The sequence below is a fragment of the Chitinivorax sp. B genome (assembly GCF_005503445.1).
Taxonomy (GTDB): domain Bacteria; phylum Pseudomonadota; class Gammaproteobacteria; order Burkholderiales; family SCOH01; genus Chitinivorax.
Window position 1 is genome coordinate 113,823 of the sequence record NZ_SCOH01000011.1, and the last position, 26,642, is coordinate 140,464.

The window sequence follows — 26,642 nt, forward strand, 5'->3', positions numbered from 1 at the left end:
TCACATATACATGCCAGTTTTTGTGCTACTGGCAGCCGCTCATGACAGATCTTGAACAAGTTCTAAGCGCGGGACGCACCATGGTCACTTGGTGCCATCATCCGCCTGCTTTGGCGCTTCCGGCGCCTCAGGTGACGAACCACAGCCGCTACTGGCTGCACCACCGGAATTCAACAGCACCGGCGTGCCTGAAATCGCAACACTGGTGGGCCCAATCACGATAAACGCGCCACCTGCCTTGAGCGTAATACTGGTGGAAGACTCAATCACCACACCGGTCTTGCCATTCAGATGCACGCTCAAGGCTTCCACCGCATGATTCTGCCCAGCCTTGTGGTAATAGCTTTGCCCAACATCCAATGAGGCATTGCCGCTCACTTTTTCGTTGCGTTTACCCTTGACCTCGGTATGGGCGCCACCCTCCACCAGTCGCATGTCCTTGCCTTTGACAATAGTGTGCCGATCTTTCCCCACCCACTGATAGGCTTCTTCCTTCACATAATTATCCTGGTTTTTCTGCGCGTGAATGAACAGCTGTTCACTGCCTTTCTTGTCTTCCAGGCGAATCTCATTGAAACCACCACTCCCCTTGGTGGAATCCGACTTGATGGTGGAACGGGTAGCAGCGCCCGGTAGCACATACGGTGGCATATTGTCAGCGTTGTAGACAGCACCTGTCACCAGCGGCCGATCAGGATCTCCTTCCAGAAAATCGACAATCACCTCCATGCCGACCCGCGGAATGAACAAGGTACCCCAGCGCTTTCCGGCCCAGCTTTGCGCTACACGCACCCAGCATGAGCTCTTCTCATCATTGGCACCTACACGGTCCCAATGAAATTGCACCTTGATGCGACCGTATTTGTCGGTCCAGATTTCTTCGCCGGATTTCCCGACCACGATCGCCGTTTGCGGCCCCTGCACAAATGGCTTGGGTGTCACCCGCTGCGGCCGGAACTGTACTTGACTGCGCACGGCGGTGAAACGACACAGACAAACCGGTTCCGGCTGGGCTGTCTGGTCAGTTTCAAAGGCGTTGTACATCAACTCATACTGGGTAGATATCACCAGGTATTTACCATTTTGCGAGGACACGGGGTGCTCGATCATCTCGAACAAAGCCCCCGGAAACAATCCACGCGCCATCGTCCGGCCTTCGAAACGTTCCACCTGCGCCTGTAACCCTTCAATGCGGTTACGGGCATGGGTTTCACCCTGTGCCCGTTCAGTAAACAGGCCCGGATAGTCAAACAACTCGTAACTGGATTGATCATGGCTACGGGTAACCGTCGATTTCACCAGCAGACCGCCCGATGTACTAGCCGACGCTTTCTCGAAATCGAAATCCTTCAAAGTAAAGGTACCCGGCTGAATCTCAGCACTGGAAGACCATTCGAAGATGTCTTCGGCACGCCGGATATCGCGTTCGTCAAACGGTGCATATTCAATCTTGGCATAGTCAGGCGCGGAATTGTGGGCATCAAGTGCATCGCACAACACCAGCTCATGCCGGCTTTCGCCGTGCTTGAAGTAATAGTAGATCCCAGCCTGTTCCATTAGTCGGCTGACAAAATTGAAATCCGTCTCACGGTATTGCACACAGTAAGGTAAGACCTGCTGCGGTGCCTGCCCACTGCAACTGATGGAATAATCCGCACAGCCATAGGCTTCGAAGACTTCCTTCAAAATATCGAGCGTCGATTTTTCCTGGAAAATCCGGCAATCTGCCGCACGGGTCAAAAACCACAACCAGGGGCGCATGGTGACACGAAAGACTGCAAACCGGCCACGTAGCCCGGTGGCAGCCATTTGTGTGACATAGCCATGAAAATGGCGCTTGCCACCCTTTTTAGTGCGGATACTGACCGTCATTGGCTTGCCGAGCAAGCTGTCAAACGAAATCGCGGCGTTCTCGCACAAGACTTCGAGGTTGTATTCCCCGATCTTGCCCATCTGCTCCACACCACTCATGCGCTGGAATAGCAGCACATCCGGCCCCAACGGGCTGGTGATGGAGATTTCACGGTTTTGATGTGTGGCAGCCACAATCGCCTCTGTTCAGTACTTGATTTGGTTGATGCGAACATCCATCAGTGGGTGCTCACGGAATCATGGTCTTGGTGGTCGCCGGGTTCAGGATGCTGATCACCCCGCCAAAGCTGCACATGCACTTGGAGACGTTATCCAGCGCTGGCTTGTTTCCGATCAACACGGTTGGCGCCCCCACCACCCACGGTGACGCCGTTGCCGGTATACAGGGCATGGGTGTCAATACGCCCATGGCTGCGGCGGTCGCGGCGGCCACGGTTGGATTGGAAGGTGAGCTGCACATGCCAAACGGCATGATGTTCACCATCGGCTTGAAATCCATGATGGTCGCAGCGGGCGGGCCCTCAGCCATCACCTGGTCAGTTGGCAGCACCACCAGGCTGGATGGCGCGGCACCAAAAGTACATTGTAACTGCGCACCCATTGAAACTTGACTTGGCATGTCATCCCCCAGTTGGAAAAACCCATCAAGCATGGACCACACAATGCGCAAACGATTCCCTGGCTGTGTCCACTTTCAAGCATTCAGACATGCTGACCAACTTGATGGCTCAATTTCTTACTCTGATTCAACATATTGAATTCGTCTTCAATATGCTTGGTCGCCCCCAGGCTGGATTGCTTACAGTACACGTGCCGTATCAGGATCGATGTATATTACCCAACCACCAGATCGGGCAATATGCCAACCAGCCATGACAGGGCTCACGGTAGCACCCGATTTGCATCAGGCCGCTCATTATAGGCAGAGAGGCCTCGGGCTGTAAGCTTCCTGAGCGCATATTCGAGAAAATCCGTCAAACCAGCACCAACGCCACTCACATGCGCATATTGCTAAGTAAGAGATCTGCATACGAGCATTGACACCCGATGCCCCGCTCTCTAGTATCGAAGTGCCACAGGCAGGCCGGTCAGCCCCAATGTAGCGGCCCTGACGGACTCAGCCAGCTGAATGGATGCGTTGTGGCGCATGGTTGAACAAGGCGCCCACTCTCTCAATTCCCTTTGTATCGCAATTTTTCCGGAGCTTTGATGGCAAAACAGATGTTTTGGCTCGCTACCGCATTGGTGATTTCCACCAGCGCCAGTGCCGCCCCTGTCGGTATGGTTACCTTTCTTGAAGGCGACAGCCTGCTTACCCGTGGCGTGACACGCTTCAAGCTGCCTGAGGGTACTCGGCTCGAACCAACCGACATTGTTGAAGTGTCAGGCAAAGGTTTTCTGCAAATTGAGTTGAGCAATGGTGCCATCCTGCTTCTGGCGCCACAGACACGTGCCATGCTGCAACCCAATGCCAAGAGCACAATCATGGAAGTCTTTGTGCTGAGCGGTGCCATCAAGGTCAAAACCGGTACAGCACCAGTACGCCTGACCACCCCGGCGTTCGAGTTGCCCTTGAACAATGCGACAGGTGTAGCGAATGTGGGCACCAACACAGGGCTATTCATGGAACGCGGGAGCAGCCGACTGGAAGAATCACTGGGCGACCAACTGGCTGCGCCAGTTGCGCTTGCTGTCAACGCCTATTGGAGCCGTACTGCGCAGACAAAGAGCCAGATCGCCGCCCGCCCCACGCCGGCCTTTGTCAGCTCGCTACCACCAGTTTTTCTGGATGATCCCGCATCGCGACTGGCAAAGTTCACCAATACAAAGGTCAATCTAAACAAGGCACCTGACTTCAACTATGCTGATGTCGAACCCTGGCTGATGACCAGTCCCGTCATCCGCAAGGTATTGGTCAGCCTGTGGAAACCCAAGCTGAGCGACCCAGCCTTCAAGGCTGCCATGCTGGCCAACCAAGCTCAATTACCTGAGTGGGAGAGACTATTGGCGCCGCCCAAACCCGCCATGTCCTCCAAGGCAGCCAGTGAGATGCATTCACCGCCATCAACTGTCATCAGCAACCAGACAAAGCCAGCCAATCCAGCAGGCCCGGTAACACCTACAACAACCCACCCTCCCAAGCCGGTGCCTGCACAGCCCAACCCAACAGCAACCGCCAAACCGGGCAGCACCCAGCCAGCCACTCAGCCCATGATTCAGGATGAGGGCCACGGTCAGCAGCGCCGTAAGCCATACTGACCCATATGATGCAATTCATGACAGCAATTGGCGATCAGCACGACCAATACCGAAAGCAACCCGACGCTCATGGTCACCAACACATTCCGTCACAGGTAGATCGAGCGGTCCGGAGTCCTGTGATGGCCGGACTTGCCCTTTTCATTCAACTTTCAAGCAGGGCCACGCAGCCCTGATCGACGACTCTGGAGATCTCTTGGCATGAAACTCATCGTCAAATTCAATCTGATGTTCATCGGCATGTTTCTGCTGGGGCTGAGCGTAGCCGGCTCGATTTCCTATTCTTTGCTTCAGAAGAATGCCCGGGAAGAGATCCTGCAAAACGCACGTATCATGATGCAATCCACGCTGGCTACCCGCAGTTATACCTCGACCCAGATTGCACCGCTGTTGCAAACACAGATGAAATATACGTTCCTGCCGCAGACTGTTTCCGCCTATGCTGCCACCGAAACCTTCAATTTCCTGCGTAATGCCTATCCTGAATTTACCTATAAGGAAGCGACGCTGAATCCGACCAACCCTCGTGACCGGGCTACCGACTGGGAAGCCGACATTGTCAATCAGTTCCGCAACAACGAAAACGTGAAAGAAGTCATCGGCGAACGTGAAACACCAACTGGGCGTGCCCTCTATCTGGCACAACCGCTACGCATTCCAAGCGAGGCCTGTTTGCAATGCCATAGTACGGTGGATGCCGCACCACCCACGATGGTCGAAAAATATGGCAATGCAAATGGCTTTGGCTGGAAACTTCACGAAATTGTCGGTGCCCAAGTGGTGACGGTCCCCAGCGATGTCCCATTGCAACGTGCCAACCAAGCCTTTCAGATGTTCATGCTGTCGCTCACCGGGGTGTTTCTGTTCATCTTCGTCGTGCTGAACCTGATGCTGTACAAAATGGTGATCCGCCCGGTCACGCGGCTGTCCAAACTGGCGGACGAAGTCAGCCTGGGCAATCTGGATGCACCGGAGTTCCCGGCCAAGGGCAAAGACGAAATTGGTGCATTGGGTGCTTCGTTTGACCGTATGCGCAAGAGCCTGGTCAAAGCGCTTAACCTGCTGGAAGAATAACTCCTGCGTGGCGGCCATGCCGCCATGCCAGACCAACCAATACTGAGTAAGGCGACTGAATGAGTAGCAATCTCCCCTCGCATCTTGGCAAATATGCCGTCACCGGCTTGTTGGGCAAGGGCGCAATGGGTGTGGTATACAAGGCACAAGACCCGCACATCAAACGTACAGTAGCAATCAAGACCGTACGGCGAGAGCTGATCGATGCCGACCATGAATCCCATCTGGTTGCCCGATTCAAGAACGAGGCGCAAGCAGCCGGTGGCCTCTCGCACCCTGGCATTGTCTCGATCTATGAATACGGCGAAGAAGATGATCTCGCCTACATCGTGATGGAATATGTCTCTGGCAGCGCGCTGGATGTGTATTTCAAGCAAAGCATCCGCTTTGCCCCGGTCGATGTGGTCAGTATCATGGCGCAATTGCTGGATGCACTGGGCTATGCGCATGAGCAAGGTGTCGTCCATCGTGACATCAAGCCTGCCAATATCATCATCATGACCAATGGCAAACTCAAGGTCGCCGACTTTGGGATCGCCCGTATTGCCGACTCGGAATTGACTCAGGTCGGCATGGTGATGGGTACACCCAGTTATATCGCACCCGAACAGTATCTTGGCAAAGGCAAGGTGGACCAGCGGGCCGACCTGTTCTCGGTTGGCGTCGTGTTCTACCAGCTGCTGACAGGGGAAAAACCATTTGCCGGAGCCAGCGAAGCCGTCATTTACAAGGTATGCCACGAGCAACCAGCCCTGCCCTCAGTTGCAGCGCCAGACCGGTCTGTCAGCCACTTTGACGCGGTCGTGATGAAGGCCCTTGCCAAACTGCCGGAAGACCGCTTCCAGAGTGCGCGCGAGTTTTACGATGCCATCCTGCAGGCCCACCGGGCACCCGCCATGGTGGCCTTGTCGGAAGAGACCATCATCCATCGCCCAACCCAGGCTGCATCCTTCCCTGCGGTCGAACCGACCAGCCTCAGCAGCCAAGCGACGCCGATCAGCGGCACCAGCCTGGCACCAACTCACTGGGATGCAACAGTACTCAAGGAAGTGGAAGAACGACTGGCCCGCATCATGGGGCCATTTGCCAAAATCATGGTGCGCAAGGCAGCCAAAGTCACCCAGTCTGTTGATGAGCTGTATAACTTGCTGGCACAGGAAATCGAACAAGCCGCCGATCGTACCGAATTTCTCAGCACCAGAACCTCACTCAGTCTGGGTGGAACGCAAACAGGAAGCGGCACGCAATTGACTCGCGGTACGACCGCCATCACGCAGGAAGCCATCGACAATGCAACCCGTATGCTGGCTCCTTATATTGGCCCCATTGCCAAGGTGCTCGCCAAAAAGTCAGCCAGTAAAGTGACCAGCGTACAGGCTTTTTATACCCTCCTGGCCGAGAACATCACCGACCCGCAAGAGCGACAACGGTTTTTGAAGGAGGCTGGCATCAATAGCTGACCACAGGCAGGACACTGATAATATGATCCGCGCACACTGCCAACACCTACTACATCAGCAGTAGCTTATCGCTGATTGCCATCCACCCGGCCGGTTCGTGTATGAAGCTCGCCACATCGTGCTGCCCGAATACCCGGGTCGCGCCACGGCGGATGAACAGTTCCTGTAGAATTCTCGTCGCTGGGCCCGACCCACTACCACCGCTCAATCCCTTGATCAACGCTTGCTCCTGAAACGCACGCCAATGCAGGTCCATGGCAGTCATGACGCAAATGTTGGAAAACTTGGCTTTGATACCCAGCTTGGCAGCACTGGCCAACAAACCTGCCGTAATCGAGACTGCCGTTGCACCACCAAATGGAATCGGTGATGCGATGGCAACAGCCAGCTGCCCGCCTCGCAAACCTGCCTTCATGCCTTTCATCTTGATGATTACATCCATCCAGCCGGAAATGGTCTGGCTTTGCTTGCTCGCGCTGGCAATGGCCTTGAACTTGATCAGATGTGCCACAGTCGATCCGGTGGCATTACCATGCTGCAGCAAGGCACCCAAATCAACTTGCGATGCCATCGAAACGCCTGCGCCAACCCCTGCGACCACACCACTTCCCACCCCCAACCAACCACGTTTTTTCAAGTAGGCGCGTGTGGCCAGCGATTCGCCCTCGTCATGCTGATTCCAGACAAACCAGGGGTTGGGCATGACATCCCCACCCTTACGCAACATGGCGGCGCCATAGATCGCCTGCAGATGGGAATTGACCGTACCGGCTATTGCCATTCCCGTCGTACCATCAATGATGGTCGCCGCCGCATCCGCAACGGCCCAGATAATATCCGACTTTTCCAGACCGCCCTGAGTCGCCTGTTTGATCTGATTCCGGACACCTTCATAGTATGCATCGGCCATATTCCACCTCTGAGTTCATCCTCACACAACAACTCATGGCCCGATAGCAAATCAACGCTGCCCAGCATCGCAAACAACGCCATCAAGAAAGACAATGTCACCCCTTGATTACCAACTCTGCTGTTGTAGCCATTTTTCGCTACAGGAAATTCAGAACCGGATGGGCATCTGGCGATGACCCATTACAAGTTTCAGCCCGAGTACGGGCCATCGGTCATTTATTTCCTATATACGTATCAATATATGAACAACATCAACAGACTTTCAATCCGGATTTTTGCAATTCAAAAAGCCAATCAGATTTTCAGGATTCCACTCACTGCTCACCCAGCATCCCCATCAGCATTCCAATGCGTTGCGATATCCCAAACTAGCTCATGTCAGACAAAGCGCAGTAAGCTAAAGGGAACAATTTCCTGAACGCGAAATCCATAGACAGCTCCATTCAGATTACAGAGATCATCCATGCCCAATGAAATGCAAGATGCCGCACGCGCCAGCGGCTGCAACTACATCGCCGAATTCAAACAAGGCCTGCTACTGCCCAAACATCCGGCCCTGACTGCGGCCATCGACAATCCCAGCGGTATCTGCTGGGGATTAGCCTTTGTCTGGATGGAGTACAAAACCAAAAAATCCCATGAACGATTCTTTGTGGATATTGAACAAGTTGGCGAAAAGGCCACGCTACTGAAAGCTGCAGGCCTTTATCGCATCGTACAGATGAAGGCCGACAAGCTGGAACGCGCCGCAGCCACTTGTGGGCTGAGTCCAGCCAAAGACGACGATGGCGAAATCAAAGGAAAGCATTCATTACGTGTATCAGACGAAGACGACATGCGCACACTGGCTAAATGGCTAAGTGCATCCATGGGTACTCGATATTTCTTGATCGAAACCAGCGGTCACGCCATGGCGGCATGCGGCAGCAAAACCGGTGCGCTTGAATTCTTCGACCCGAACTTTGGGGTGGTCAGTTGCTGGTCAAGCAATACCATGGCGGCTTTTTTTAGTGTCTTCTTCAACCACCAGCGGATCAAGGACAACTACTGGAAACGAATACCCCGGGATTTGACCGTGCATAAACTCAAAAGCTAACACGGTACAACGAAGGTATTCACTTAACATCAGGGCAGGACCGAACTTGCCAACACCATTCATAATCACGGCCTTGGTATGTACGGTGTATGAGTTTCGTGCAAGAAGCGTACTTTTGACTGTAAAAGTACGCTTTTGGAATCAATCAGGGTTTCAGACGCTTTCCGCCGTCCTGGCAATACATCATCGGCTTACCCCCATTACATCTGAATGTTTGATCCCGCCCTGGGTAACTCATGACGGGATCAAACAAGATGCCGGCATCATTGCCGGTCGGTTTATTTATTCTCTTTCAAATAAAACATCCGATGGTAGAGAATATTTCCTGCATAAGTCTGCTTCAGCTTATTGATCCAATAGTTCAGCTCGATCTTATCAATCAGATATTCACCAAAATTCGGATCATAAGCACTGATCTTGTCAGATACCGGCGACACTTTTCCTTTGCTGGCATGCAGTGGCCTGAAGAAGGCAATGGAATGGCAGCCATTGGCGGCACCTAGAATTCCGCCGGGGAAATCAAAGCTATAAACCATGGCAGACCAATCCGGGCTCAACAAGGTGTCTTTCAGTTGGGTCTGATCATATCCGCCATATGGAATGACATAGTCCTTCCGGACCAACCCTCGAATTGCAACGCAAAGGTCATCCGCTGTCTTCCAATCCCGATTTTGTTCGCTGAAGGCATCGGTGAACACCTTTTGCAGGACGGGGCTTGCACCACCACGGTTGGCGGCCAATGTAGCCATGCGGGTATCAGCATGGGCAGGGTCACTGTCCTGCAACATCAATCCACACCAATGAATGGCGAAATTGTGACAAGCACCCGCTGTTGCCGCCGCGTTGGCGCGGCCATTCATCACATTGACCTGCTCGAATTGCGAAATCAAACAATGTTGCGTCATGATCACTTTTCCAAGGTAAATTCTGAATTACGTCGATTCATTGACTCATTCGAAACATCTATTGCACACATCATCAAGAAACCCAAATCCTGCGCGTCAGGCACACCTCATCAGCATCAATCCGATACACGTACCCCGGTAAAACGATGAAATAATGACTTGGCAGCTACTTTCAACTGTCCTCTAACGTTGGCAGCATGATGCTGCGGCCCGTATCGACCCGAGTTGTAATTGATATACCAGCCTTTGCTACTGTAAAAGTGTTTTCGTCCATAATGCAGTTCGCCACCAATCACGCCCGTATAATTTTGCTGAACAAAATCTGGCGTGGTCACAATACCGCCACCACGGATCTCGCAAGCCAAAGTCGGGTGCCCAAGCAACACCAGGCGATTGAGCTCTTCGTCAGAAAGACGCTCGACATAGTCGCCCCCCACGAATCGGCGGAGAAATGCCTTCATGGTCTCTGCCTGTGTTGCTTCAATCCCTAGAATCAATCTGGCTGGCACACCGGCTTCTTCCTTCACCAACCAATTCACAACGATGCCTCGGATATCGAACCAGTGGGGATCCAATACCAGCCGTTCCACAGAAAGATCAATCCAGAACGGGTTATAGACGGTTCCTTGCTCTGTCGCCTTGATACGTGGCGGGCTGTGGCTCAAACCAGACTGGGACCACCCCATCGCAAACGATTCTGGCATCTTTCAACTCCTTATAAAATCAAACGATCAACCTAACTCACCACCGATGCCTGGAGGAGACAAAGGGTTATGAGCCCCCTCCACCCACCAAGCATTCAACCACCTTATACCCATGCAATCATGATGTTGCTGTGGACTGCGCCAGTACGATGTTCAGCCGGCTTCGCCATTACCGTTTGATTTCAGGCAGCAATATGGTCGCCCACATGACACTACTGATCGCCGTACTGAGTTCGCGATGTGCCCCTCCTCACTCAAACCCGTACCCAAACTCCGACCCGCTCACCGAGATATGCACACGGCTGATTTGCTCGCCACGGATCATGCGGCGCAGGAATTCGCCGCTGATTTCAGGCAATACGGTGTTGGTCAGGATGGCATCGATCATTCGGCCGCCACTTTCCAGCTCGGTACAACGGCTGGCGATCAGCTTGACCACTTCGTCATCGTAAGTGAACGGCACTTTGTGGCCTTCGCGGATGCGTTTTTCGATGCGGCCCAATTGCAGGCGGATGATGGCGCCGAGCATTTCGTCGCTGAGCGGGTAGTAAGGGATGACCACCAGACGGCCAAGCAAGGCAGGTGGGAACACCTTGAGCAGGGGTTCGCGAAGCGCCTTGGCGATGCCTTCTGGTTCTGGCATCAGATCCGGGTCTTTGCACAGGTTGCTGATCAGGTCGGTACCAGCGTTGGTAGTCAACAGGATCAGCGTATTCTTGAAGTCAATGATGCGGCCTTCGCCGTCTTCCATCCAGCCTTTATCAAATACCTGGAAGAAGATTTCGTGTACGTCTGGATGGGCTTTTTCCACCTCATCCAGCAGCACCACACTATACGGGCGACGGCGAACCGCTTCGGTCAACACCCCGCCCTCTCCATAGCCCACATAACCCGGAGGCGCGCCTTTCAGCGTGCTGACGGTGTGCGCTTCCTGGTATTCGCTCATGTTGATGGTGATGACATTCTGCTCGCCACCATACAGCGCTTCTGCCAGGGCCAATGCGGTTTCCGTCTTACCCACGCCAGATGTACCAGCCAACATGAATACACCAATCGGTTTGTTCGGATTGTCGAGCCCGGCACGCGAGGTCTGGATACGTTTGGCAATCATTTCCAACGCATGGCGTTGGCCAATGATGCGCTGATTCAGCGTTTCAGCCAGATTCAGGATGTTTTCGATCTCGTTCTTGACCATGCGACCAACCGGGATGCCGGTCCAATCCTGCACCACCGCAGCAACCGCTTGATGATCGACCGTTGGCAGAATCAACGGCATTTCGCCTTGATGATCAGCCAATTCGGCTTGTAAGGTTTTCAGTTCCGCCAACAGGGCATCACGATCAATGGCCTGCTCGCCTTCAGCCGGTACATTGGCCGCCCCTTCCACGGCGCCGATCTGGCCACGTAGCTGGCCGCGAATCGCGAGGATGCGATCTACCAAAGCTTTTTCGGCATTCCAGCGCGCTTCCAGATCAGCCAAGCGGGTCTGTTCGATTTCCAGACGGCTGTTTGCAGTCTGTTCGCGCTGTGCGGTATCCATACCCACGGCTTTTTCACGTCCGATGATTTCCAGCTCGGTCTGCAGGCCTTCGATCCGGCGGCGGGAATCCTCTACCTCTGCCGGGGTGGCATGTTGGCTGACAGCGACTCGGGCGCAGGCGGTGTCCAGCAGGCTGACGGCCTTGTCCGGCAGCTGGCGCGCAGGAATATAGCGATGAGACAGGCGCACGGCAGCTTCCAGTGCTTCATCCAGAATCTGTGTCCGGTGGTGCTTTTCCATGGTGGACGTCACGCCACGCAACATCAGGATCGCTTTGGTTTCGTCCGGCTCGGCCACTTGTACCACCTGGAAGCGGCGGGTCAGTGCCGGGTCTTTCTCGATGTGCTTTTTGTATTCCGCCCAAGTCGTCGCAGCAATGGTACGCAAGTTGCCACGCGCCAACGCGGGTTTGAGCAGGTTGGCCGCATCGCCTGTCCCCGCTGCACCACCTGCGCCTACCAGGGTGTGGGCTTCGTCAATGAACAGGATGATTGGCTTTTCGGAAGCCTGAACTTCCTCAATCACTTGGCGTAACCGGTTCTCGAACTCGCCCTTCATGCTGGCCCCGGCTTGCAGTAAGCCCACATCCAGCGTCCGCAGACTGACTTCTTTCAATGGCGGCGGGACATCACCCTTGACGATGCGTTGCGCAAAACCTTCCACCACGGCGGTTTTACCCACACCGGCTTCACCCGTCAGAATCGGATTGTTCTGACGACGACGCATCAGGATATCGATCACCTGGCGGATTTCGTCATCGCGCCCAACGATCGGATCCAGCTTGCCGGAACGGGCTTGCTCGGTCAGATCAATGGTAAAGCGCTTCAGCGCCTCCTGCTTACCCATGCTGGCGGGTGGCATGGCACCACTGGCCTCACCTGGCACAGCACCTGCTTGGAAACCATCGGTGGCAGCCAGACCTTCTTCCACAGAGCCACTGAGAATGCTGGCGAGATCCTCGCACAGCGATTCCACTTTGATCTTTTCAAACTGTTTGGAGATGGCATACAGATGATTGCGCAGGCCCGATACCTTGAGCATTGCCACTACCAGATGGCCCGAGCGCACTTGTGACTCGCCAAACATCAAGGTCCCGAAAACCCAGCCTCGCTCCACCATTTCCTCGATATGCGAGGACAGGTCAGTAATCGAAGTTGAACCACGCGGCAGGCGATCCAGGGCAGCGGTCAGATCCCGTGCCAGACCGGCCGGGTCCAGGCCGAAATGCTTGATGATGCGATGCAGATCCGAATCGGTCAGCTGCAGGATCTGATGCAACCAGTGAACCGGCTCTACATAAGGATTGCCACGCAGCTTGCAGAATACGGTGCTGCTTTCGATGGAGCGGTAACAGAGGCTGTTGAGTTTGCCAAACAAGGCAACACGGCTGATTTCGGCCATCTTGGGTGTCCTTTATTTTCCGAAGTTATCGTCATGAAAGGCGATTCGATCGCCCCTCGCGCAGGCCTGACGGCGCTACGCTTCAATCATTGCCAACTGGTTGAGACAACATCTGGCAATCTGACTGGCTGCCGATGTTGCCTTGCTTACTTGTTGTAAACAGCGACCCACGTTGACCCCTCCCCTATGCTTCTTTCAGGTAACGACGTCAGTACGTTGTCTGCTTGATGACAAGCTGTCGCCACATGCCTAAGAGCCGCTAACAAAACCCTTCTGGTGTTGTTGTGCAAACTCGTCGTACGCTCGTACTGCCTTTGTTTGCACGCCTAACCAGAACCACTTCGCTGGGTTTTGTTAGCGGTTCTAAGCCGATGTACCGCCGGCGAAGTCCGGCTTCAACTTCAAATCAGATGCATCCCTGTCAGGCTTGCGGCTGCTGATCCAGGTATTCCACCCCAGGCGGGACGTCTTACTGAGCTTGAGTCGTGGCACCTCATCACGCTTGAGTACGACATTCACATCCCACTCGAATGCATCCCCGACATAGTTACGAACCCAATCGGCCAAGCGCTGCATACTGTCTCCACCAGGCAACAATCGCTGAAAATCCTCATACCCGACTGGGCCAATGCGGATACGGAATTTGTGCTGACAGTTCCAAACTTTCTTGCCAATGACGGTTGTTTGCCCCAATGCCTGGCCACCAAAACGCCCCCGCAAATGGCAACGACCATCGTCCGGCAGTGTCATCCAGTGACCGACAAACTGCTCCACCGTCACCGACACCTTGAAGAAATCACTCAGAATGGCTGACAGCCCTTCCGCGTTCCGGGTATGAGGTGCCAGACGGCCGGCATAATGCAGCTTGGCCCAGTCCGGCACCGCATCACGCTGACGGAGCGACTTGCTACCCAGGCCGATGGTGGTAGCCATATAGCCAGCAAAGCGATCATCCCCAGGACGATCCAGACTGACAGTCGGTTGTGCATTCGCCCAGGCTCGATAAAACAGGCTGAGCATGCGGTGATGAAAAATGTCCAGAAACCGGGCCAGTGTCGGATCATTGGCATTGCGTAGACGATCACGGACATATTCCGAGAAATGCAGTGGCATCGGACCATTCGGACCGATCAACCCCATGACATTCACCCCCAGCCGGGGCACCGGGCCAACTTCAGTTTGCTGCCAATTGGCCACACTAGCCGGTTCAAATGCCAGTGTTGGCGGTTGCCCCAGGCGCACGGCATCATCCTGCGGACGCAACGACTGGCCGATACGTGGCTTATCCGGATAAGCAGCCTCGATCAACCTCAATGCGGCATAAAACTCATAGTGATCCGGTCGTGCGACCAGATCCTGCAATTGGCTCAAAGGATCGCGCATGTACCGACCCTGGGTGCCCAACGCATGATTTCACCGCGACTGTTGGATTGCAGTACCGTCTCGGTAAAGGCATTGATCGAGACATACTTTGCGAAGAAGCGCTCCATTACCGCGCCCAGCAAAATCACCCCAGTTCCACGGAACGCCGTATCATCCAGTGTCAGCGTCAGCTGCAGGCCGCGCCCATAACTGATCGGCCCAGGCACAGGCAAGCGCCTGGCAATTGGCTTGCTCGCAATGTGGGTCACACCCTCGATCTGTCGCAAATTGCCAGCATCGCCATAGGCGCTGTACAAGCGCAATAAATCCCGCAAGCCCGCAGCGCCTTCCTTGGCATCGGTATCCACCAGTGACAGATAATTCAACGATAAATGACTGATCAATCGCCACGCTGTGTCACCTTCCACATAGGATGGCGACGGCACGGTCGGGCCCGCAATGCAACGGACAGCCAGTACCGGCGCACTGGTTTCCACCACGAAATCGGTCTTGCCACTACCAATCGGCATGGTCAGTGGCAAATCCCGATTGGTACAAAGCGATTCGATACCCAGTTGCCGCAGGTCGGATCGAAAAGGCGCTTCCTGTGCATCCACCAACGACAGGAACACCTCGCTGCCCAAATAGCTGGAACGCGGCCCTTTTTGCCGCTGCCGTTCAGACATCAACCGAGGTGTTCGTCGCACCTGGTAATAGGCCTGGCGCTTGTTCGAGTCGATCAGGTCATCCGCGGCGTAGAATGGACGGAATTCGACCTCGGCCTCAGCCCCGGTGCCATACCCTCGTACCGATTTGATTTGATAGATTTCGTAATCCTGCGGTCGGGTTCGGTCCGGCACCACGTGAAATTCGGATTGCTGCTGCGTCAAGTGAATACGATCAGTACGCTTCGGGAACAGATTGATCGCTGGCGTGGCAAACAAGGCAAAATTGTCGGCACTGATGACTTGTTCCAGCACCGTATCCAGTTGGTCGAAAAACACCAGGATATCCAGTTCGCTGTCAGTGCAGCGCGATAACCCACGCTTCAATTCACCCAGTTCGACGAAGAGGTAGCGTTGTGGAAATGCAAAGTACTCATGTAACAGACGATAGCCCTGGAAAGACCTCGGGCCATAGGGCAGCAAGGCTTCGTTGTCCTCAAAACCCAGGTGGCGAATGCCGGAAGCCGGTATCAACTCATGCCATGCAGGCTTAAGTGCCACAGGCAGTACGGCCAGGCCCAGCGAATTGGCCAGCAGTTGTTCCAGCAACTGTGCCGGCAATGCGTCGCTGCCACGCAGGAACAATGGCAACCGATCCAGTGTCAGCTCATTGAACTTCAAGCCAGCTGTTGTCCTCAAGCGGATTCGCAACACCGACTTGATCTTGCCCAGCTTGGCAAAGCTGATACCCCCTATCTCACCAGCATAGGCTTGATAGCGTGCTTCCACCAATTCCAACGGCCACAGCGTGACATCATGCGCCGTACGGTATTCGCATGCAGTCTGATCCCCCTTGCCCAGCAAGCTATGCAAGGCAGTGCCCCGCATCAGGGTAAAACCCTCGGCCAAGCTGCCTTCACTGAGATTGGGTTGCAGTTGCACGACTGCCATGGAGGGTGTTGGCGCCAGATAATGTGGATAGATCATCTCCAACATATGCTGGGTAAAGCGTGGAAATTCAGCGTCAATCTTCAACTGCACCCGCGCCGCCATGAAACTGAAGCCTTCCAGTAGTCGCTCGACATATGGGTCAGCGCAGGAATAGGTCTCCAAACCCAGGCGGCTGGCAATCTTGGGAAACTCGCGGGCAAACTCACCACCCATTTCGCGCAAATGCTGCAATTCGCGCTCGTAATAACGCAATAATCGAGTATCCATCAGCCAACGACTCCCATGCCATCCAATACCTGTTTCTCACCGGTTTCAAGATCTACCGCCGTTTTCAGGTACAGGCGTTCAGGTAGCGGCTGGCCCCACAATTCGCCTTCAATCTCAAAGATCAACTGGTTACTGCCACGGCTTTTCTCTTCAGCAACAGCCCGCACCCGCACTGTATTGCGCACGATACGCGGTTCATAATCCCAGATGGCTTGGCGCAGACTACGCTCCAACTCCGGGAGATCCAGGCCGGAATGGGTCCGGCCAGACAAATCTTGCATGCCGAAGTTGATGACGGAACTGGCGGCATTCGGGTATTCCGCCAGGCTTTGGACGGTATTCAGGCAGACTGTATTCAGTAACCAGTGCAGATCACGTAATACAGCAACCCGCAATGCCCGCATCGACAGTACCCGTTTCTCACGCGGCTCTTGTGTATTCTCGACATCATCATCGGTCAGGCGATCCAGCAACGAAGGTTGCAATCGTTCCTGTGCAGTCAATTCGGCCATGTCAAACAATCAGGTGAAACAAGATTCGTGAAAATCGGCCCGATGAAACGGGCTGCATTGATCAAGCGACGGTATCAGCAACTGTGTCAAAATGTACTTGTCGCACATCCAGCAAGGGAAAGTCGTCGGCATCGGTGGTGAACATACGCTGACCAAGACCACGCGCGCCCTGGTTTCCCAGCTCAATCCAGTCGGTACGACGTGACAGTTTCAATTCATCATCACCCGCAGCGCAGGTCTCGGCATAACGGGCAGGTACAAAGCCAAACAACTCCCCGCCGTTGACCAACTGGATCTCAGCGGGCAGCCAGATCATGTCACGCAAATCGCTCGGTGCCTCCAATGACATCCGCTGCACGCGTTCCCACGGTAACCAGTAATAGCGGCCATTGGCCATGAACTCGATCACCGGGCCCAATCGTGAATCGGCATCGGCAATCCAGGCAAAAGCCTGTCCATTGATGGTGCCCGGTGTAGCCGGCGCTGTATCAAAAGCCTGATCACGCAGTGACTGCGCCTGTTCCGGCTTGCCCTCACCATCCAGCCGCAAGGCTTCGATCAGCAAGCCCAGCCAGGCCGGCGGATCGCCCAGCACCAACGGAGATCGCTTACCGGCAAATACCTCCGTGCGCAAAACCTCACAACGAACCACTTCACGGTAGGTTTGCACCATGGGCATCGCTTGCTTGTCCAGCTCACCCACAACATTCAACTGGGTAATCGCACGCTCCCATTGACCCAGCACACATAGCAACTGAAACAGAAACACCCGTCGTTTTCCATCGGCCGGGTTTTGGCGAACTTCCTGCTGGAGCATATCCAGCGCTTCTTGCAACCGACCGGCTCGCACCGCATCAATGGCAGACATAAATTGACTCCTTGGCAACAATACGGTGAACAGGCATCGAGCAAAATCAGCTGGGCATTGACCGCACAACCAGCTTTACACGAGACCCGCATTCAGGTACGCCTGACGACATGCCGATCAGGCAGGCACCCAAACCGCTGCCGAAGCAGCGGCCTGAGTGTAGCGTCAGACTGAAAGGAGCCCGGCTTATTCCTTGGCGTTCTTCTGCAGGTCCCATTTCTTCGGGGTACCCGGCTTAACGGTGTCACCACTGAACGCGTCGTACTGATAACTGATCTTGGTGAAGTTCAGCGAGAACGATTCGCTCGGACGGTCACCACCGCTGCTGATGGAGTAGGAACTGACGATCGGTGCTTCCAATTCGATCTTCAGGTAAACCTGCTGCTTCTTATCAGCCCCGCCAGTGTGCAGGAAGTGGATCTCAGCCTTGGTCAGCGATTTACCGCATACGCTTTGCATGAACAGCTCAGGCGAAGCAATGTCGGTCGCCTTGGTGAACGTCAGTTCGGAAAACGACGGGTTGCTGGTTTCACGGTCAGTACCGCCGCTGACTGCGGAGATTGCACGGCCTACGCCAAACTGCATGGATTCAATTGCAATCCAATCGGTGTGGCCGTCAATAGTGGAAGTACCTTTGATTTCAGTGCCGAACTTGAGGAGAATCATGACTCATTCCTTCAACGATTAACAAATTGGAATCCGACAGGCCCGTCAATAACGAGCACCTGATCGGGACTACGATGAAACAAGGATCGGGCGGCGGTTTGCCTCCGCCCTGTCAACACTACGCCTTGGCCGACGGTAGTTTCGATACCAGGCGCAGGGATACGGTCAAGCCTTCCAGCTGGTAGTGCGGACGCAGGAAGAACTTGGAGGTGTAATAACCCGGATTGCCTTCCACTTCTTCGACAACCACTTCAGCACCGGCCAGCGGTTTTCTGGCTTTATCGACTTCAGTGGCAGTTGCCGGGTTGAATTCCACATATTGGGCAATCCAGTTGTTCAACCAGACTTCCATATCGGTACGTTCCTTGAACGAACCGATCTTGTCGCGCACGATACACTTCAGGTAGTGCGCGAAACGGCAGGTAGCAAACAGGTAAGGCAGACGTGCCGCCAGGTTGGCGTTGGCCGTCGCATCCGAATCTTCATACTCAGCCGGCTTATGCAACGACTGGGCACCAATGAAAGCAGCGAAGTCACTATTTTTCTTGTGGACCAATGGCATGAAGCCATTCTTTGCCAATTCGGCTTCGCGGCGATCACTGATGGCAATTTCTGTCGGGCAGGTCATGTCCACACCACCGTCATCGGTCGGGAAGGTATGTACTGGCAAACCCTCAACCGCACCGCCCGACTCGATTCCACGAATACGTGAGCACCAACCATACAGCTTGAACGAACGATTGATATTCACCGCCATTGCATACGCTGCATTGGACCACGTGAATTTACTGGTGCCGTCGCCGCTGGTGTCTTCCTCAAAATCGAACGCTTCCACCGGATTGGTTTTGGCGCCATAAGGTGAACGTGCCAAGAATCGCGGCATGGCCAAGCCAATGTAACGGGCGTCTTCTGACTCACGCAGCGAGCGCCATGCCGCATGCTCCGGGGTCTGGAAGATCTTGGTCAGATCACGTGGATTGGCCAGCTCTTGCCAGGACTCCATCAGCATCACCGATGGATCTGCCGCGGAAATCATTGGGGCATGGGCAGCCGCGCAAATCTTGGACATCTGACTCAGCAGTTCAACATCTGGTGCGCTGTTGTCAAAGTAGTAATCTGCCACCAGGCAACCGAACGGTTCACCACCAAACTGACCATACTCTTCTTCATAAATCTTCTTGAAGATCGGACTCTGATCCCACGCAGTTCCCTTGTACTTCTTCAGGGTCTTGTGCAGATCGTTTTTCGACACGTTCATGACGCGGATCTTCAACAGTTCATCGGTTTCGGTGTTGTTGACCAGGTAATGCAGGCCACGCCACGCACTTTCAACAGACTGGAATTCCTCGTGGTGCAGAATATGGTTGATCTGCTCGGTCAGCTTGCTGTCGAGTGCGGCAATCAATGCCTCAATCGTGCCCAGCACATCACTGGACAGCAGGTTGGTACCCTGTAGTGCCTGTTCGGCCAGAGTACGCACCGCCGTTTCCACGGCTTCCTGTGCTTTGTCGGTCTTAGGTTTGAATTCTTTCTGCAGCAGGCTGGCAAAATCGCCTGCTTCCAGGGTACCGGCACTTCCACCGGATTGCAGTTCTGAACTGGACTCGGCCATTTTTAGCTATCCTCCTTGATATCCGGTGATCGATTATTCTTGCGGTTTCGGTGCAGCAGTCAACGCCTGCATCAGTGTCGGGTCGGCCAGCAGCTTGGAAATCAGCTCTTCCGCACCGGTCTTGCCATCCATGTAAGTCAGCAAGTTTGACAACTGACTGCGGGCCTCCAGCAACTTGTTCAGCGAATCCACCTTGCGGGCAATGGCGGCTGGGGTAAAGTCATCCATGCTTTCGAAAGTGATGTCAACGGCCAGGTTTCCTTCACCCGTCAGAGTATTGGGCACCTGAATGGCCACTCGAGGCTTCATTGACTTGAGACGCTCGTCGAAGTTGTCGACATCGATCTCCAGAAACTTGCGATCCGCCACGGGAGCAAGTGGCTCAACCGGCTTACCGGACAAATCTGCCAGCACACCCATGACAAAGGGCAACTGAACCTTTTTCTCGGACCCGTACACTTCCACATCGTATTCAATCTGAACACGCGGGGCACGGTTACGAGCAATGAATTTCTGACTACTTTCTGCCACGGTAATCCTCCTAGGCTCTGTTGATTTACATTTCACAGTCGCGCCGAGCCGTGGGCTGCAGCTGGGCTGGACTTGGCGTGGCATTGCGCTACAACGGCACACGGCGATGGACCGATGCAACGGGGCAATCTGTCAACCAATCCCGCCTTACTTGACCTCAGTCGGCCGACGGCGAAAAATCTGACACTCAACTCAATCAATTTTGGTCAAAAAACCAAATCAAGACTGATTCTGGGTACCGCTTACCTGACGCACCTGGTTCATCCCATCGGGTGCCAGATCCTGCATGATTTCAAGAAAACTCATGGTTGCCAGCCGCTGTGCGCGTTGCAGCAACAACGGCACCGGACTGGATGGTTCATGCCTCGAGTAGTAATCACACAACTTTTCCAGCACCTTCAGGACATCATCCCGATTGCGGACCTCGCCAACGATGCCTTGCGGCGGTGAAACCACAGTCATCTGGGTTAGCGATTCACTCATATCGGACATCAATATCGCAGGGTCGGCTTTAACCGTAACAGCCAGGTTGACTGCACGGTTGGCCACAAAGTTCAGTGCTCGACGGATCATTTTCCCTAACGGGGACAGATCCAGCGATTGTGCAGCCCCGACCCGGCTTGTCAGTATCGACTCCAACTGCACGACATCCCCCTGAATCTGCAATAACGCCTGATGTAGTTTGGCCACCACCTCCGGTCCGACATCATCAAACGCGGCTTCGACCACGCCGATAGCAGGTTTGTCAGCCCCTTCAGCGACTTCCAGCTCCCCGGTGACAATATCGATATCACGCAGTGAAAAGCGACCATGCACACGGGAACTGATCAATGGGATATCACGCAAATCTCGCAGGAAGGTTTCCCCATCGACCAATGAGGCCAAGGTGTTTACTCGTAGCATCGGATCATTGTCATCATCCGGATCCAATTGCGGATGGACGGAGTCCCAGCGGGTCTCCAGCCAAGCTGCCAATAAGTGAACTCCGTCAGCAAAGCCCAGATAACCATGCAGATTGAGCAAGGCTCGACCCAGATGGACGGCGACACGTAAATCACGACATCGGCCAAGCAAATCAAGGGAAAGCTGTTTGACTATTTTCCAGTCAGGTGGCTCTGCAGGGGTAATCGTATTGCCATACTGAACCTCTGGCTTGCCTTGTGAGGCTTGTTCCAGTTCGATAAATGCCGGGTCGTATTCCAGATTGTCGCCACTTGGGGCATCGGGTGAAATATCGGCAAGAAATGACTCAAGATCAATCACACTCATGCTTGCGTCTTCCCATCATTTTCCGTTTTGTATTGTTTTTTGAATAAACGGTTCATCGCATCGCACTTGCACCCATCCCCTATCAACGAGGAATTTGAAATCACGTTCGTGCGAGCGTAAGCCGCAAGCTCGTTAATATTTGGTCATCGTGATAAATCAGGGCGTCTGCACTGGCAAGGCGTTGGGCATTACCATCGCAATAGCCGATAATACGAGCACGCAAACGGTTTTTAACGAGATATGGATTGCAACTGCAGAGCGGTCGCGAAACGGCCTGCAAGCCAGCAACCGAAGTTCATGATAGATGCCGACACCAGCATCTTGCAAGAACATGTATGCATCTGGATATGACAAACATACATTCACAAAGTCAAATATATAACCATAAAGAATCTGATTCTCAGTTTGGGACAATGAGTTATCAACAGCTGAACAATAGTCAGCTATTGGACTATTGCGTATGGACATTGACACTCTTCGGTGTCATCACGTAGAAATACACGGATATGTCATATTTTGGATGGAATCAATTCTTACATTCGAATAAGAACAATCTCTCTCTTTGCAGACACTGCTCAAATGAAAATCTGTCCAGCTTGCCAACTGACATACGAAAATGCTGACTTTTGCCCCGTCGATGGTGCTGCGCTGATCGAGCGTAACCAGACCGATAGCTGGCTGGGACAGATCATCAAGGATAGTTATCGCCTTGAGCAGATCATCTCTTCGGGGCCAATGAGTGTGGTCTACTTGGCACGTCAACTTGCGCTGGACAGATTGATTGTCGTCAAGATGCTACGCCCAGGCAACGCTGATGTAGATGGCATGCAGCTATTCTTTCGAGAAGCACGCATTGCCAGTCAATTGAACCACCCAAATGTCATCCAGATTCTGGATTTCGGCGGCCTACCAGACGGTGCTGCATTTCTGGCCATCGAATATCTGCATGGCGAAACACTCAGCCAAATCGTAGAACAGCGAGGCGGCCTGACCCTGGAAAATATTGTCTGGGTCATGGAACAAACGTGTGCAGGCTTGTCGGCAATGCACCAGCAACAAATCGTTCATCGCGACATCAAACCTAGCAATATCATGGTTGCCCGGATTTCTGGCGACAGTACCGTAGTCAAATTGCTGGATTTTGGTATCAGCAAACCATTGCACGAACAAGACCTTGGCTTCACCCGATCCGGAGCCGTCATGGGGACGCCCGGTTATCTGGCCCCGGAACAGATTAATGGCGCTTCCCACATTGACCAGCGCGCAGACATCTATGCTTTGGGCGCAGTTCTCTTTTTCCTGATTACTGGTCAACGCCCATATGAGGGTGAAAGTGGGCAGCAGATCATGGCCAATCAACTGGCGGGCTCCCCAACACCACTTGCCAGCATCCCCGTGCCCGACTTTCGTAATCTCGCCCTAGAGCCCGTTATTCGCAAAGCCATGCTACTGGTACCGGAACAACGGTTTGCCGATACTCAAAGCTTGATGGAACAGCTACGTACAGCAGCCAATGCCACCAAGCTGGCCCACATGCCCAGCCAGAGCGCAATTGAAACCTTCAGTCAGTACCAGTTTGTATTTTCTGGTGAGCTGTTCCCCGACACGGACGTAGCGGAGGCACAAACCAGATTGCGCCAACAGTTTAGTCTAACCAAGGACCAGAGTGATGCGTTGTTCAGTGGCAAGCGATTGGTCATCAAGAAAGAAATCGACTTGGCTACCGCACAACGTTATGAGCAGTTATTCAACGAAGCAGGGGCTGTTGGCCATATTGAAGAAATGAGTGATGCGACACGCATCGTTCCTACGCGCTCGAGAGACGACATGTCATTGAGCCAGCCGATCACGTTACCCAAGTCCGTACTGCCCATGTCAGGGCAGGCCACTGGTTCCAACAGTATGCACCCATCACGACCAACCGGAACCCATTCACGGACACCAGCGGTGATTGTTGTAACAGGTCAGCCAGTTAAAGCAACGCAAAGCAACCGTCGCGTCTGGCCCTATGTATTGCTTTTTCTGATTACGATTACCGCTGGCAGCCTAGCAATTCCTGCAGTGCGATATCGAGCAACCGATTGGATTACGCATCTGCAGGGTATTCCTCATCCACGCGGCATTACGCGCGATCAGATCATTCTGGGCATGAGCGCACCATTCAGCGGCCCTGCTCGTGAACTAGGCCGTACACTGGAACTGGGCATCAAGACACGTCTTAAGGAAATCAACGATAACGGCGGCATCAATGGCCGGGATGTGGTGCTACGGAGCTTGAATGACAGCTATGAGCCCGCTCAGGCAAAAATAAATGTTGGCAAGCTGCTGGCACCCGATGGTGCGTTTGCATTAATCGGCAATGTCGGCACACCAACCACCTCCGCAGTGCTACCACTTGTTCTGCAACAGAAGACACTGTTGTTCGGCCCCTTATCCGGTAGCGACCAGTTCAGACAAGATCCAGCTGATCGGTATGTATTCAACTACCGTGCAAGTTATGGGGAAGAAACCGAAGCAATCGTCAAATACTTCGTACAAGAACGGAACATTGCACCAAACCGTATTGCGGCCTTCATTCAGAATGACGACTTCGGCAGGGATGGCCTTGATGGCATTATCGATGCGCTGCGTAGCTTCAATATCAAGCATACAGACCTACGAATTGCCAGTTACGAACGTAACAGTACGCAATTTGATGACGCAATTGGGCACATGCTGCCTTACATCAACGACATTGAAGGTATCGTCATTGTTGGCACCTACCTTGCCAGTGCCCGTTTTACTGCTGCAATGCGTAAGGCAGGTTTCAAAGGTACCATCGCCAATGTTTCGTTCGTAGATAGTGCCGCCCTTGCCGAAGAATTTAAAGCCATAGGTGGACAATACGGTGAAGGCGTCATTATTTCCCAGGTCGTCCCAATGCCTAATTCCTTTGCTGACGGTGTATTACGCTATCGCAATGCACTTCAAAAATATTATCCCTCCGAATCCCCCAGCCATGTATCGCTAGAAGGCTACGTGGCCACATCCATTCTTTGCGAAGCCTTGCAACAGGCAGGTCGTAAGTTGGATACAGAAGAGGTAATCGGCGAATTGGAAAAGATCAAAGGCTTAGATATTGGCATTGGTACAACGCTATCATTCAGCCCGTCAGACCATCAAGGCAGTCATCGTATTTGGGGTACCATGCTCAATCGAGATGGCAGCCTCACAGCGGTCAAGTTGACGCACAATGAACACATCTGAATATGCATTGCGCACGGCATCAGCCGGAACCCTAGCGGCACAAGTGACTCCAATCCAAAACGATACCAATGACACGTCATTGCATAGGCATTCGAGATGAAAACCATCACCACAATTCTACTTTCACTTGTATCAGTCACCGGCCTGGCACAAACACCCACCACCATCCCAATGTGGATCAGCCAACGCATCCAACAGTTTGAATCTGCGCCAATAACCAATCCACCACGTTCGATTTGGCAGTACCGTTATCAGGGTAAAATAGTCTATTACTTCCCTCCCCAATGTTGCGACCAATTCAGCGAGCTATATGATCAACAGGGCACTCGAATTTGTGCGCCAGATGGCGGTATTACCGGCGTAGGGGATGGTGAATGCCCTGACTTTCGCAACAGTCGAAGTCAGGAAAAACGGATCTGGAAAGATACACGCTCAGAAAGTCCACCCAAATAGAAACTTATACATGGCCCGTTACATGGTGTGATTGAGACCTATCACACTTTGCAATCTTTCTTGCCCGTAGAAAATCATGCCCCTCAGGGTAATTAAGGAGATACATTGAGCTCGGCTTTTATCATTCGCAAACTCGTTACCAGTGATATCAATGCACTGTTACTACTGTATGAAAATGTCTACAAGACAACGAACAGCATGGTAAAAAGTTGGATTGAACAATGCCCGGACCAGGAAACGTTTTGCGCTGAACTCCGGACTCTGATCAATAATCCGGATGGCCTATTTCTTGCCGCCGCTACCGAAACACAGCTACTTGGCTATATCTCCATTCAACCTCGCTCCCCTGCTCGTCTACGCCACACCGCAGATCTCAGCATGGGATTACATGCTAACGCACGCGGGAAAGGGGTTGGCAGGCAACTTCTGCAGTTTGCACTTAATCAAGCCACCCACCACTCATCATTAGAAATAATCTACTTGATGGTACGCGCAGATAATACTTCCGCCATTAAGCTCTATCAAACTAACGGTTTCAAAATCATCACTACACTTGAAAAGGATACAAAAGTGGGCGATCAGTACTTTGACGGAGTTCTCATGTCCTACTGGCTTACCAAATATTAAACCCCGTATGATTTCATGACCTTAGAGCAAGACAGCCCGGGGCACTCTACAGATCATGCTTTCATGGTCTGGATAGATTTTTTGCCGCGCAAGACTTACTGGTTATCCCGAGTTCAACAGATTGGCTACTGCAGTTGGTCATACACCTTCAGCGCATGATTCGCTGGCAGGGTTTGTGTCAAGCGTTCGATGAGAGTGGCACGGCGATGCCGATCCTTGCTGGCCCCATGCCTCCTTAGTCCGGAGGCAACGTTTGCAGCTTTCGAAGAGGTGTTTTTGAGTGGATTTTGTTTTGACTGGTTGTAGAAGAGTAAACGCCCTTAGGTTTGAGCTAAGGGCGTTTTTAGAGGGGTCTGGCGGTGACCTACTTTCCCACGGGCAATCCGCAGT

General features: G+C 53.3%; 21 protein-coding genes. 7 read left to right on the forward strand and 14 right to left on the reverse strand.

Annotated elements, in window-relative coordinates:
- Nucleotides 1-84 precede the first annotated feature (84 nt).
- Together FFS57_RS09110 and FFS57_RS09115 are read right to left on the reverse strand one after the other, a co-directional pair.
- Nucleotides 85-2,046 carry a type VI secretion system Vgr family protein gene (locus FFS57_RS09110; RefSeq protein WP_171013776.1) on the reverse strand — a complete coding sequence of 654 codons (1,962 nt, stop codon included), beginning with the start codon at nucleotides 2,044-2,046 and terminating at the stop codon, nucleotides 85-87.
- Between the two features lie 55 nt (nucleotides 2,047-2,101).
- A complete protein-coding gene (locus tag FFS57_RS09115; RefSeq protein ID WP_137937474.1) occupies nucleotides 2,102-2,491 on the reverse strand; it encodes a DUF4280 domain-containing protein in 390 nt (129 codons plus the stop codon).
- Between the two features lie 590 nt (nucleotides 2,492-3,081).
- Here FFS57_RS09115 and FFS57_RS09120 point away from each other — a divergent pair.
- The 3 genes from FFS57_RS09120 (at nucleotide 3,082) to FFS57_RS09130 (ending at nucleotide 6,665) form a co-directional block, all read left to right on the forward strand.
- Nucleotides 3,082-4,131 carry a FecR family protein gene (locus tag FFS57_RS09120; protein ID WP_137937475.1) on the forward strand — a complete coding sequence of 350 codons (1,050 nt, stop codon included), beginning with the start codon at nucleotides 3,082-3,084 and terminating at the stop codon, nucleotides 4,129-4,131.
- A gap of 201 nt (nucleotides 4,132-4,332) precedes the next feature.
- Entirely contained in the window at nucleotides 4,333-5,205 is an 873-nt protein-coding gene (locus tag FFS57_RS09125; RefSeq protein ID WP_137937476.1) for a c-type heme family protein, read from the forward strand.
- A 59-nt stretch (nucleotides 5,206-5,264) separates the two neighbouring features.
- Complete coding sequence (locus tag FFS57_RS09130) at nucleotides 5,265-6,665, forward strand: serine/threonine-protein kinase (protein WP_137937477.1); 1,401 nt, start codon at nucleotides 5,265-5,267, stop codon at nucleotides 6,663-6,665.
- Nucleotides 6,666-6,714: 49 nt separating this feature from the next.
- On the opposite strand, the gene FFS57_RS09135 is transcribed toward FFS57_RS09130, so the two are convergent.
- On the reverse strand, nucleotides 6,715-7,575 hold the full coding sequence (locus tag FFS57_RS09135) for a hypothetical protein (RefSeq protein ID WP_137937478.1): 861 nt from the start codon (nucleotides 7,573-7,575) through the stop codon (nucleotides 6,715-6,717).
- 465 nt (nucleotides 7,576-8,040) lie between these two features.
- On the opposite strand from FFS57_RS09135, the gene FFS57_RS09140 reads away from it, so the two are divergent.
- Nucleotides 8,041-8,673, forward strand: a complete 633-nt coding sequence (locus tag FFS57_RS09140; protein WP_137937479.1) for a YopT-type cysteine protease domain-containing protein — start codon at nucleotides 8,041-8,043, stop codon at nucleotides 8,671-8,673.
- Between the two features lie 278 nt (nucleotides 8,674-8,951).
- On the opposite strand, the gene FFS57_RS09145 is transcribed toward FFS57_RS09140, so the two are convergent.
- The 11 genes from FFS57_RS09145 to tssA all read right to left on the reverse strand — a co-directional run bounded on the left by FFS57_RS09145 (nucleotide 8,952) and on the right by tssA (nucleotide 21,926).
- On the reverse strand, nucleotides 8,952-9,578 hold the full coding sequence (locus FFS57_RS09145; protein WP_137937480.1) for a hypothetical protein: 627 nt from the start codon (nucleotides 9,576-9,578) through the stop codon (nucleotides 8,952-8,954).
- 116 nt (nucleotides 9,579-9,694) lie between these two features.
- The gene (locus tag FFS57_RS09150; RefSeq protein ID WP_137937481.1) at nucleotides 9,695-10,282 is read right to left on the reverse strand and encodes a hypothetical protein; all 588 of its coding nucleotides are present in this window, start codon (nucleotides 10,280-10,282) and stop codon (nucleotides 9,695-9,697) included.
- Between the two features lie 250 nt (nucleotides 10,283-10,532).
- Nucleotides 10,533-13,223, reverse strand: coding sequence for a type VI secretion system ATPase TssH (gene tssH, locus FFS57_RS09155; protein WP_137937482.1), 2,691 nt, complete (start codon nucleotides 13,221-13,223; stop codon nucleotides 10,533-10,535).
- A gap of 363 nt (nucleotides 13,224-13,586) precedes the next feature.
- A complete protein-coding gene (gene tssG / locus FFS57_RS09160) occupies nucleotides 13,587-14,606 on the reverse strand; it encodes a type VI secretion system baseplate subunit TssG (protein WP_137937483.1) in 1,020 nt (339 codons plus the stop codon).
- Nucleotides 14,591-16,468 carry a type VI secretion system baseplate subunit TssF gene (gene tssF / locus FFS57_RS09165; RefSeq protein WP_137937484.1) on the reverse strand — a complete coding sequence of 626 codons (1,878 nt, stop codon included), beginning with the start codon at nucleotides 16,466-16,468 and terminating at the stop codon, nucleotides 14,591-14,593. The genes tssG and tssF overlap by 16 nt, the downstream gene beginning before the upstream one ends.
- Nucleotides 16,468-16,980, reverse strand: a complete 513-nt coding sequence (gene tssE / locus FFS57_RS09170) for a type VI secretion system baseplate subunit TssE (protein WP_137937485.1) — start codon at nucleotides 16,978-16,980, stop codon at nucleotides 16,468-16,470. Before tssE ends, tssF begins: the two co-directional genes overlap by 1 nt.
- A gap of 61 nt (nucleotides 16,981-17,041) precedes the next feature.
- Nucleotides 17,042-17,848, reverse strand: a complete 807-nt coding sequence (locus tag FFS57_RS09175) for a type VI secretion system accessory protein TagJ (protein ID WP_137937486.1) — start codon at nucleotides 17,846-17,848, stop codon at nucleotides 17,042-17,044.
- 186 nt (nucleotides 17,849-18,034) lie between these two features.
- On the reverse strand, nucleotides 18,035-18,514 hold the full coding sequence (locus tag FFS57_RS09180) for an Hcp family type VI secretion system effector (RefSeq protein WP_137937487.1): 480 nt from the start codon (nucleotides 18,512-18,514) through the stop codon (nucleotides 18,035-18,037).
- A 118-nt stretch (nucleotides 18,515-18,632) separates the two neighbouring features.
- A complete protein-coding gene (gene tssC, locus FFS57_RS09185; protein ID WP_137937488.1) occupies nucleotides 18,633-20,126 on the reverse strand; it encodes a type VI secretion system contractile sheath large subunit in 1,494 nt (497 codons plus the stop codon).
- 33 nt (nucleotides 20,127-20,159) lie between these two features.
- Nucleotides 20,160-20,657 carry a type VI secretion system contractile sheath small subunit gene (tssB, locus tag FFS57_RS09190; protein ID WP_249383951.1) on the reverse strand — a complete coding sequence of 166 codons (498 nt, stop codon included), beginning with the start codon at nucleotides 20,655-20,657 and terminating at the stop codon, nucleotides 20,160-20,162.
- 219 nt (nucleotides 20,658-20,876) lie between these two features.
- A complete protein-coding gene (gene tssA, locus FFS57_RS09195) occupies nucleotides 20,877-21,926 on the reverse strand; it encodes a type VI secretion system protein TssA (RefSeq protein ID WP_137937490.1) in 1,050 nt (349 codons plus the stop codon).
- 579 nt (nucleotides 21,927-22,505) lie between these two features.
- Between tssA and FFS57_RS09200 the strand changes: the two genes are divergently transcribed.
- From FFS57_RS09200 to FFS57_RS09210, 3 genes are all read left to right on the forward strand, one after another.
- Nucleotides 22,506-25,172, forward strand: a complete 2,667-nt coding sequence (locus tag FFS57_RS09200) for an ABC transporter substrate-binding protein (RefSeq protein WP_137937491.1) — start codon at nucleotides 22,506-22,508, stop codon at nucleotides 25,170-25,172.
- A gap of 96 nt (nucleotides 25,173-25,268) precedes the next feature.
- On the forward strand, nucleotides 25,269-25,625 hold the full coding sequence (locus FFS57_RS09205) for a DUF6970 domain-containing protein (RefSeq protein WP_137937492.1): 357 nt from the start codon (nucleotides 25,269-25,271) through the stop codon (nucleotides 25,623-25,625).
- Between the two features lie 105 nt (nucleotides 25,626-25,730).
- Nucleotides 25,731-26,252, forward strand: a complete 522-nt coding sequence (locus FFS57_RS09210) for a GNAT family N-acetyltransferase (protein ID WP_137937493.1) — start codon at nucleotides 25,731-25,733, stop codon at nucleotides 26,250-26,252.
- Nucleotides 26,253-26,642: the final 390 nt, after the last annotated feature.

Coding starts and splice junctions, on each gene's coding strand:
- FFS57_RS09115 (WP_137937474.1), bottom strand. CDS start 2,491: ATGCCAAGTCAAGTTTCAATGGGTGCGCAGTTACAATGTACTTTTGGT.
- FFS57_RS09120 (WP_137937475.1), top strand. CDS start 3,082: ATGGCAAAACAGATGTTTTGGCTCGCTACCGCATTGGTGATTTCCACC.
- FFS57_RS09125 (WP_137937476.1), top strand. CDS start 4,333: ATGAAACTCATCGTCAAATTCAATCTGATGTTCATCGGCATGTTTCTG.
- FFS57_RS09130 (WP_137937477.1), top strand. CDS start 5,265: ATGAGTAGCAATCTCCCCTCGCATCTTGGCAAATATGCCGTCACCGGC.
- FFS57_RS09135 (WP_137937478.1), bottom strand. CDS start 7,575: ATGGCCGATGCATACTATGAAGGTGTCCGGAATCAGATCAAACAGGCG.
- FFS57_RS09140 (WP_137937479.1), top strand. CDS start 8,041: ATGCCCAATGAAATGCAAGATGCCGCACGCGCCAGCGGCTGCAACTAC.
- FFS57_RS09145 (WP_137937480.1), bottom strand. CDS start 9,578: ATGACGCAACATTGTTTGATTTCGCAATTCGAGCAGGTCAATGTGATG.
- FFS57_RS09150 (WP_137937481.1), bottom strand. CDS start 10,282: ATGCCAGAATCGTTTGCGATGGGGTGGTCCCAGTCTGGTTTGAGCCAC.
- tssH (WP_137937482.1), bottom strand. CDS start 13,223: ATGGCCGAAATCAGCCGTGTTGCCTTGTTTGGCAAACTCAACAGCCTC.
- tssG (WP_137937483.1), bottom strand. CDS start 14,606: ATGCGCGATCCTTTGAGCCAATTGCAGGATCTGGTCGCACGACCGGAT.
- tssF (WP_137937484.1), bottom strand. CDS start 16,468: ATGGATACTCGATTATTGCGTTATTACGAGCGCGAATTGCAGCATTTG.
- tssE (WP_137937485.1), bottom strand. CDS start 16,980: ATGGCCGAATTGACTGCACAGGAACGATTGCAACCTTCGTTGCTGGAT.
- FFS57_RS09175 (WP_137937486.1), bottom strand. CDS start 17,848: ATGTCTGCCATTGATGCGGTGCGAGCCGGTCGGTTGCAAGAAGCGCTG.
- FFS57_RS09180 (WP_137937487.1), bottom strand. CDS start 18,514: ATGATTCTCCTCAAGTTCGGCACTGAAATCAAAGGTACTTCCACTATT.
- tssC (WP_137937488.1), bottom strand. CDS start 20,126: ATGGCCGAGTCCAGTTCAGAACTGCAATCCGGTGGAAGTGCCGGTACC.
- tssA (WP_137937490.1), bottom strand. CDS start 21,926: ATGAGTGTGATTGATCTTGAGTCATTTCTTGCCGATATTTCACCCGAT.
- FFS57_RS09200 (WP_137937491.1), top strand. CDS start 22,506: ATGAAAATCTGTCCAGCTTGCCAACTGACATACGAAAATGCTGACTTT.
- FFS57_RS09205 (WP_137937492.1), top strand. CDS start 25,269: ATGAAAACCATCACCACAATTCTACTTTCACTTGTATCAGTCACCGGC.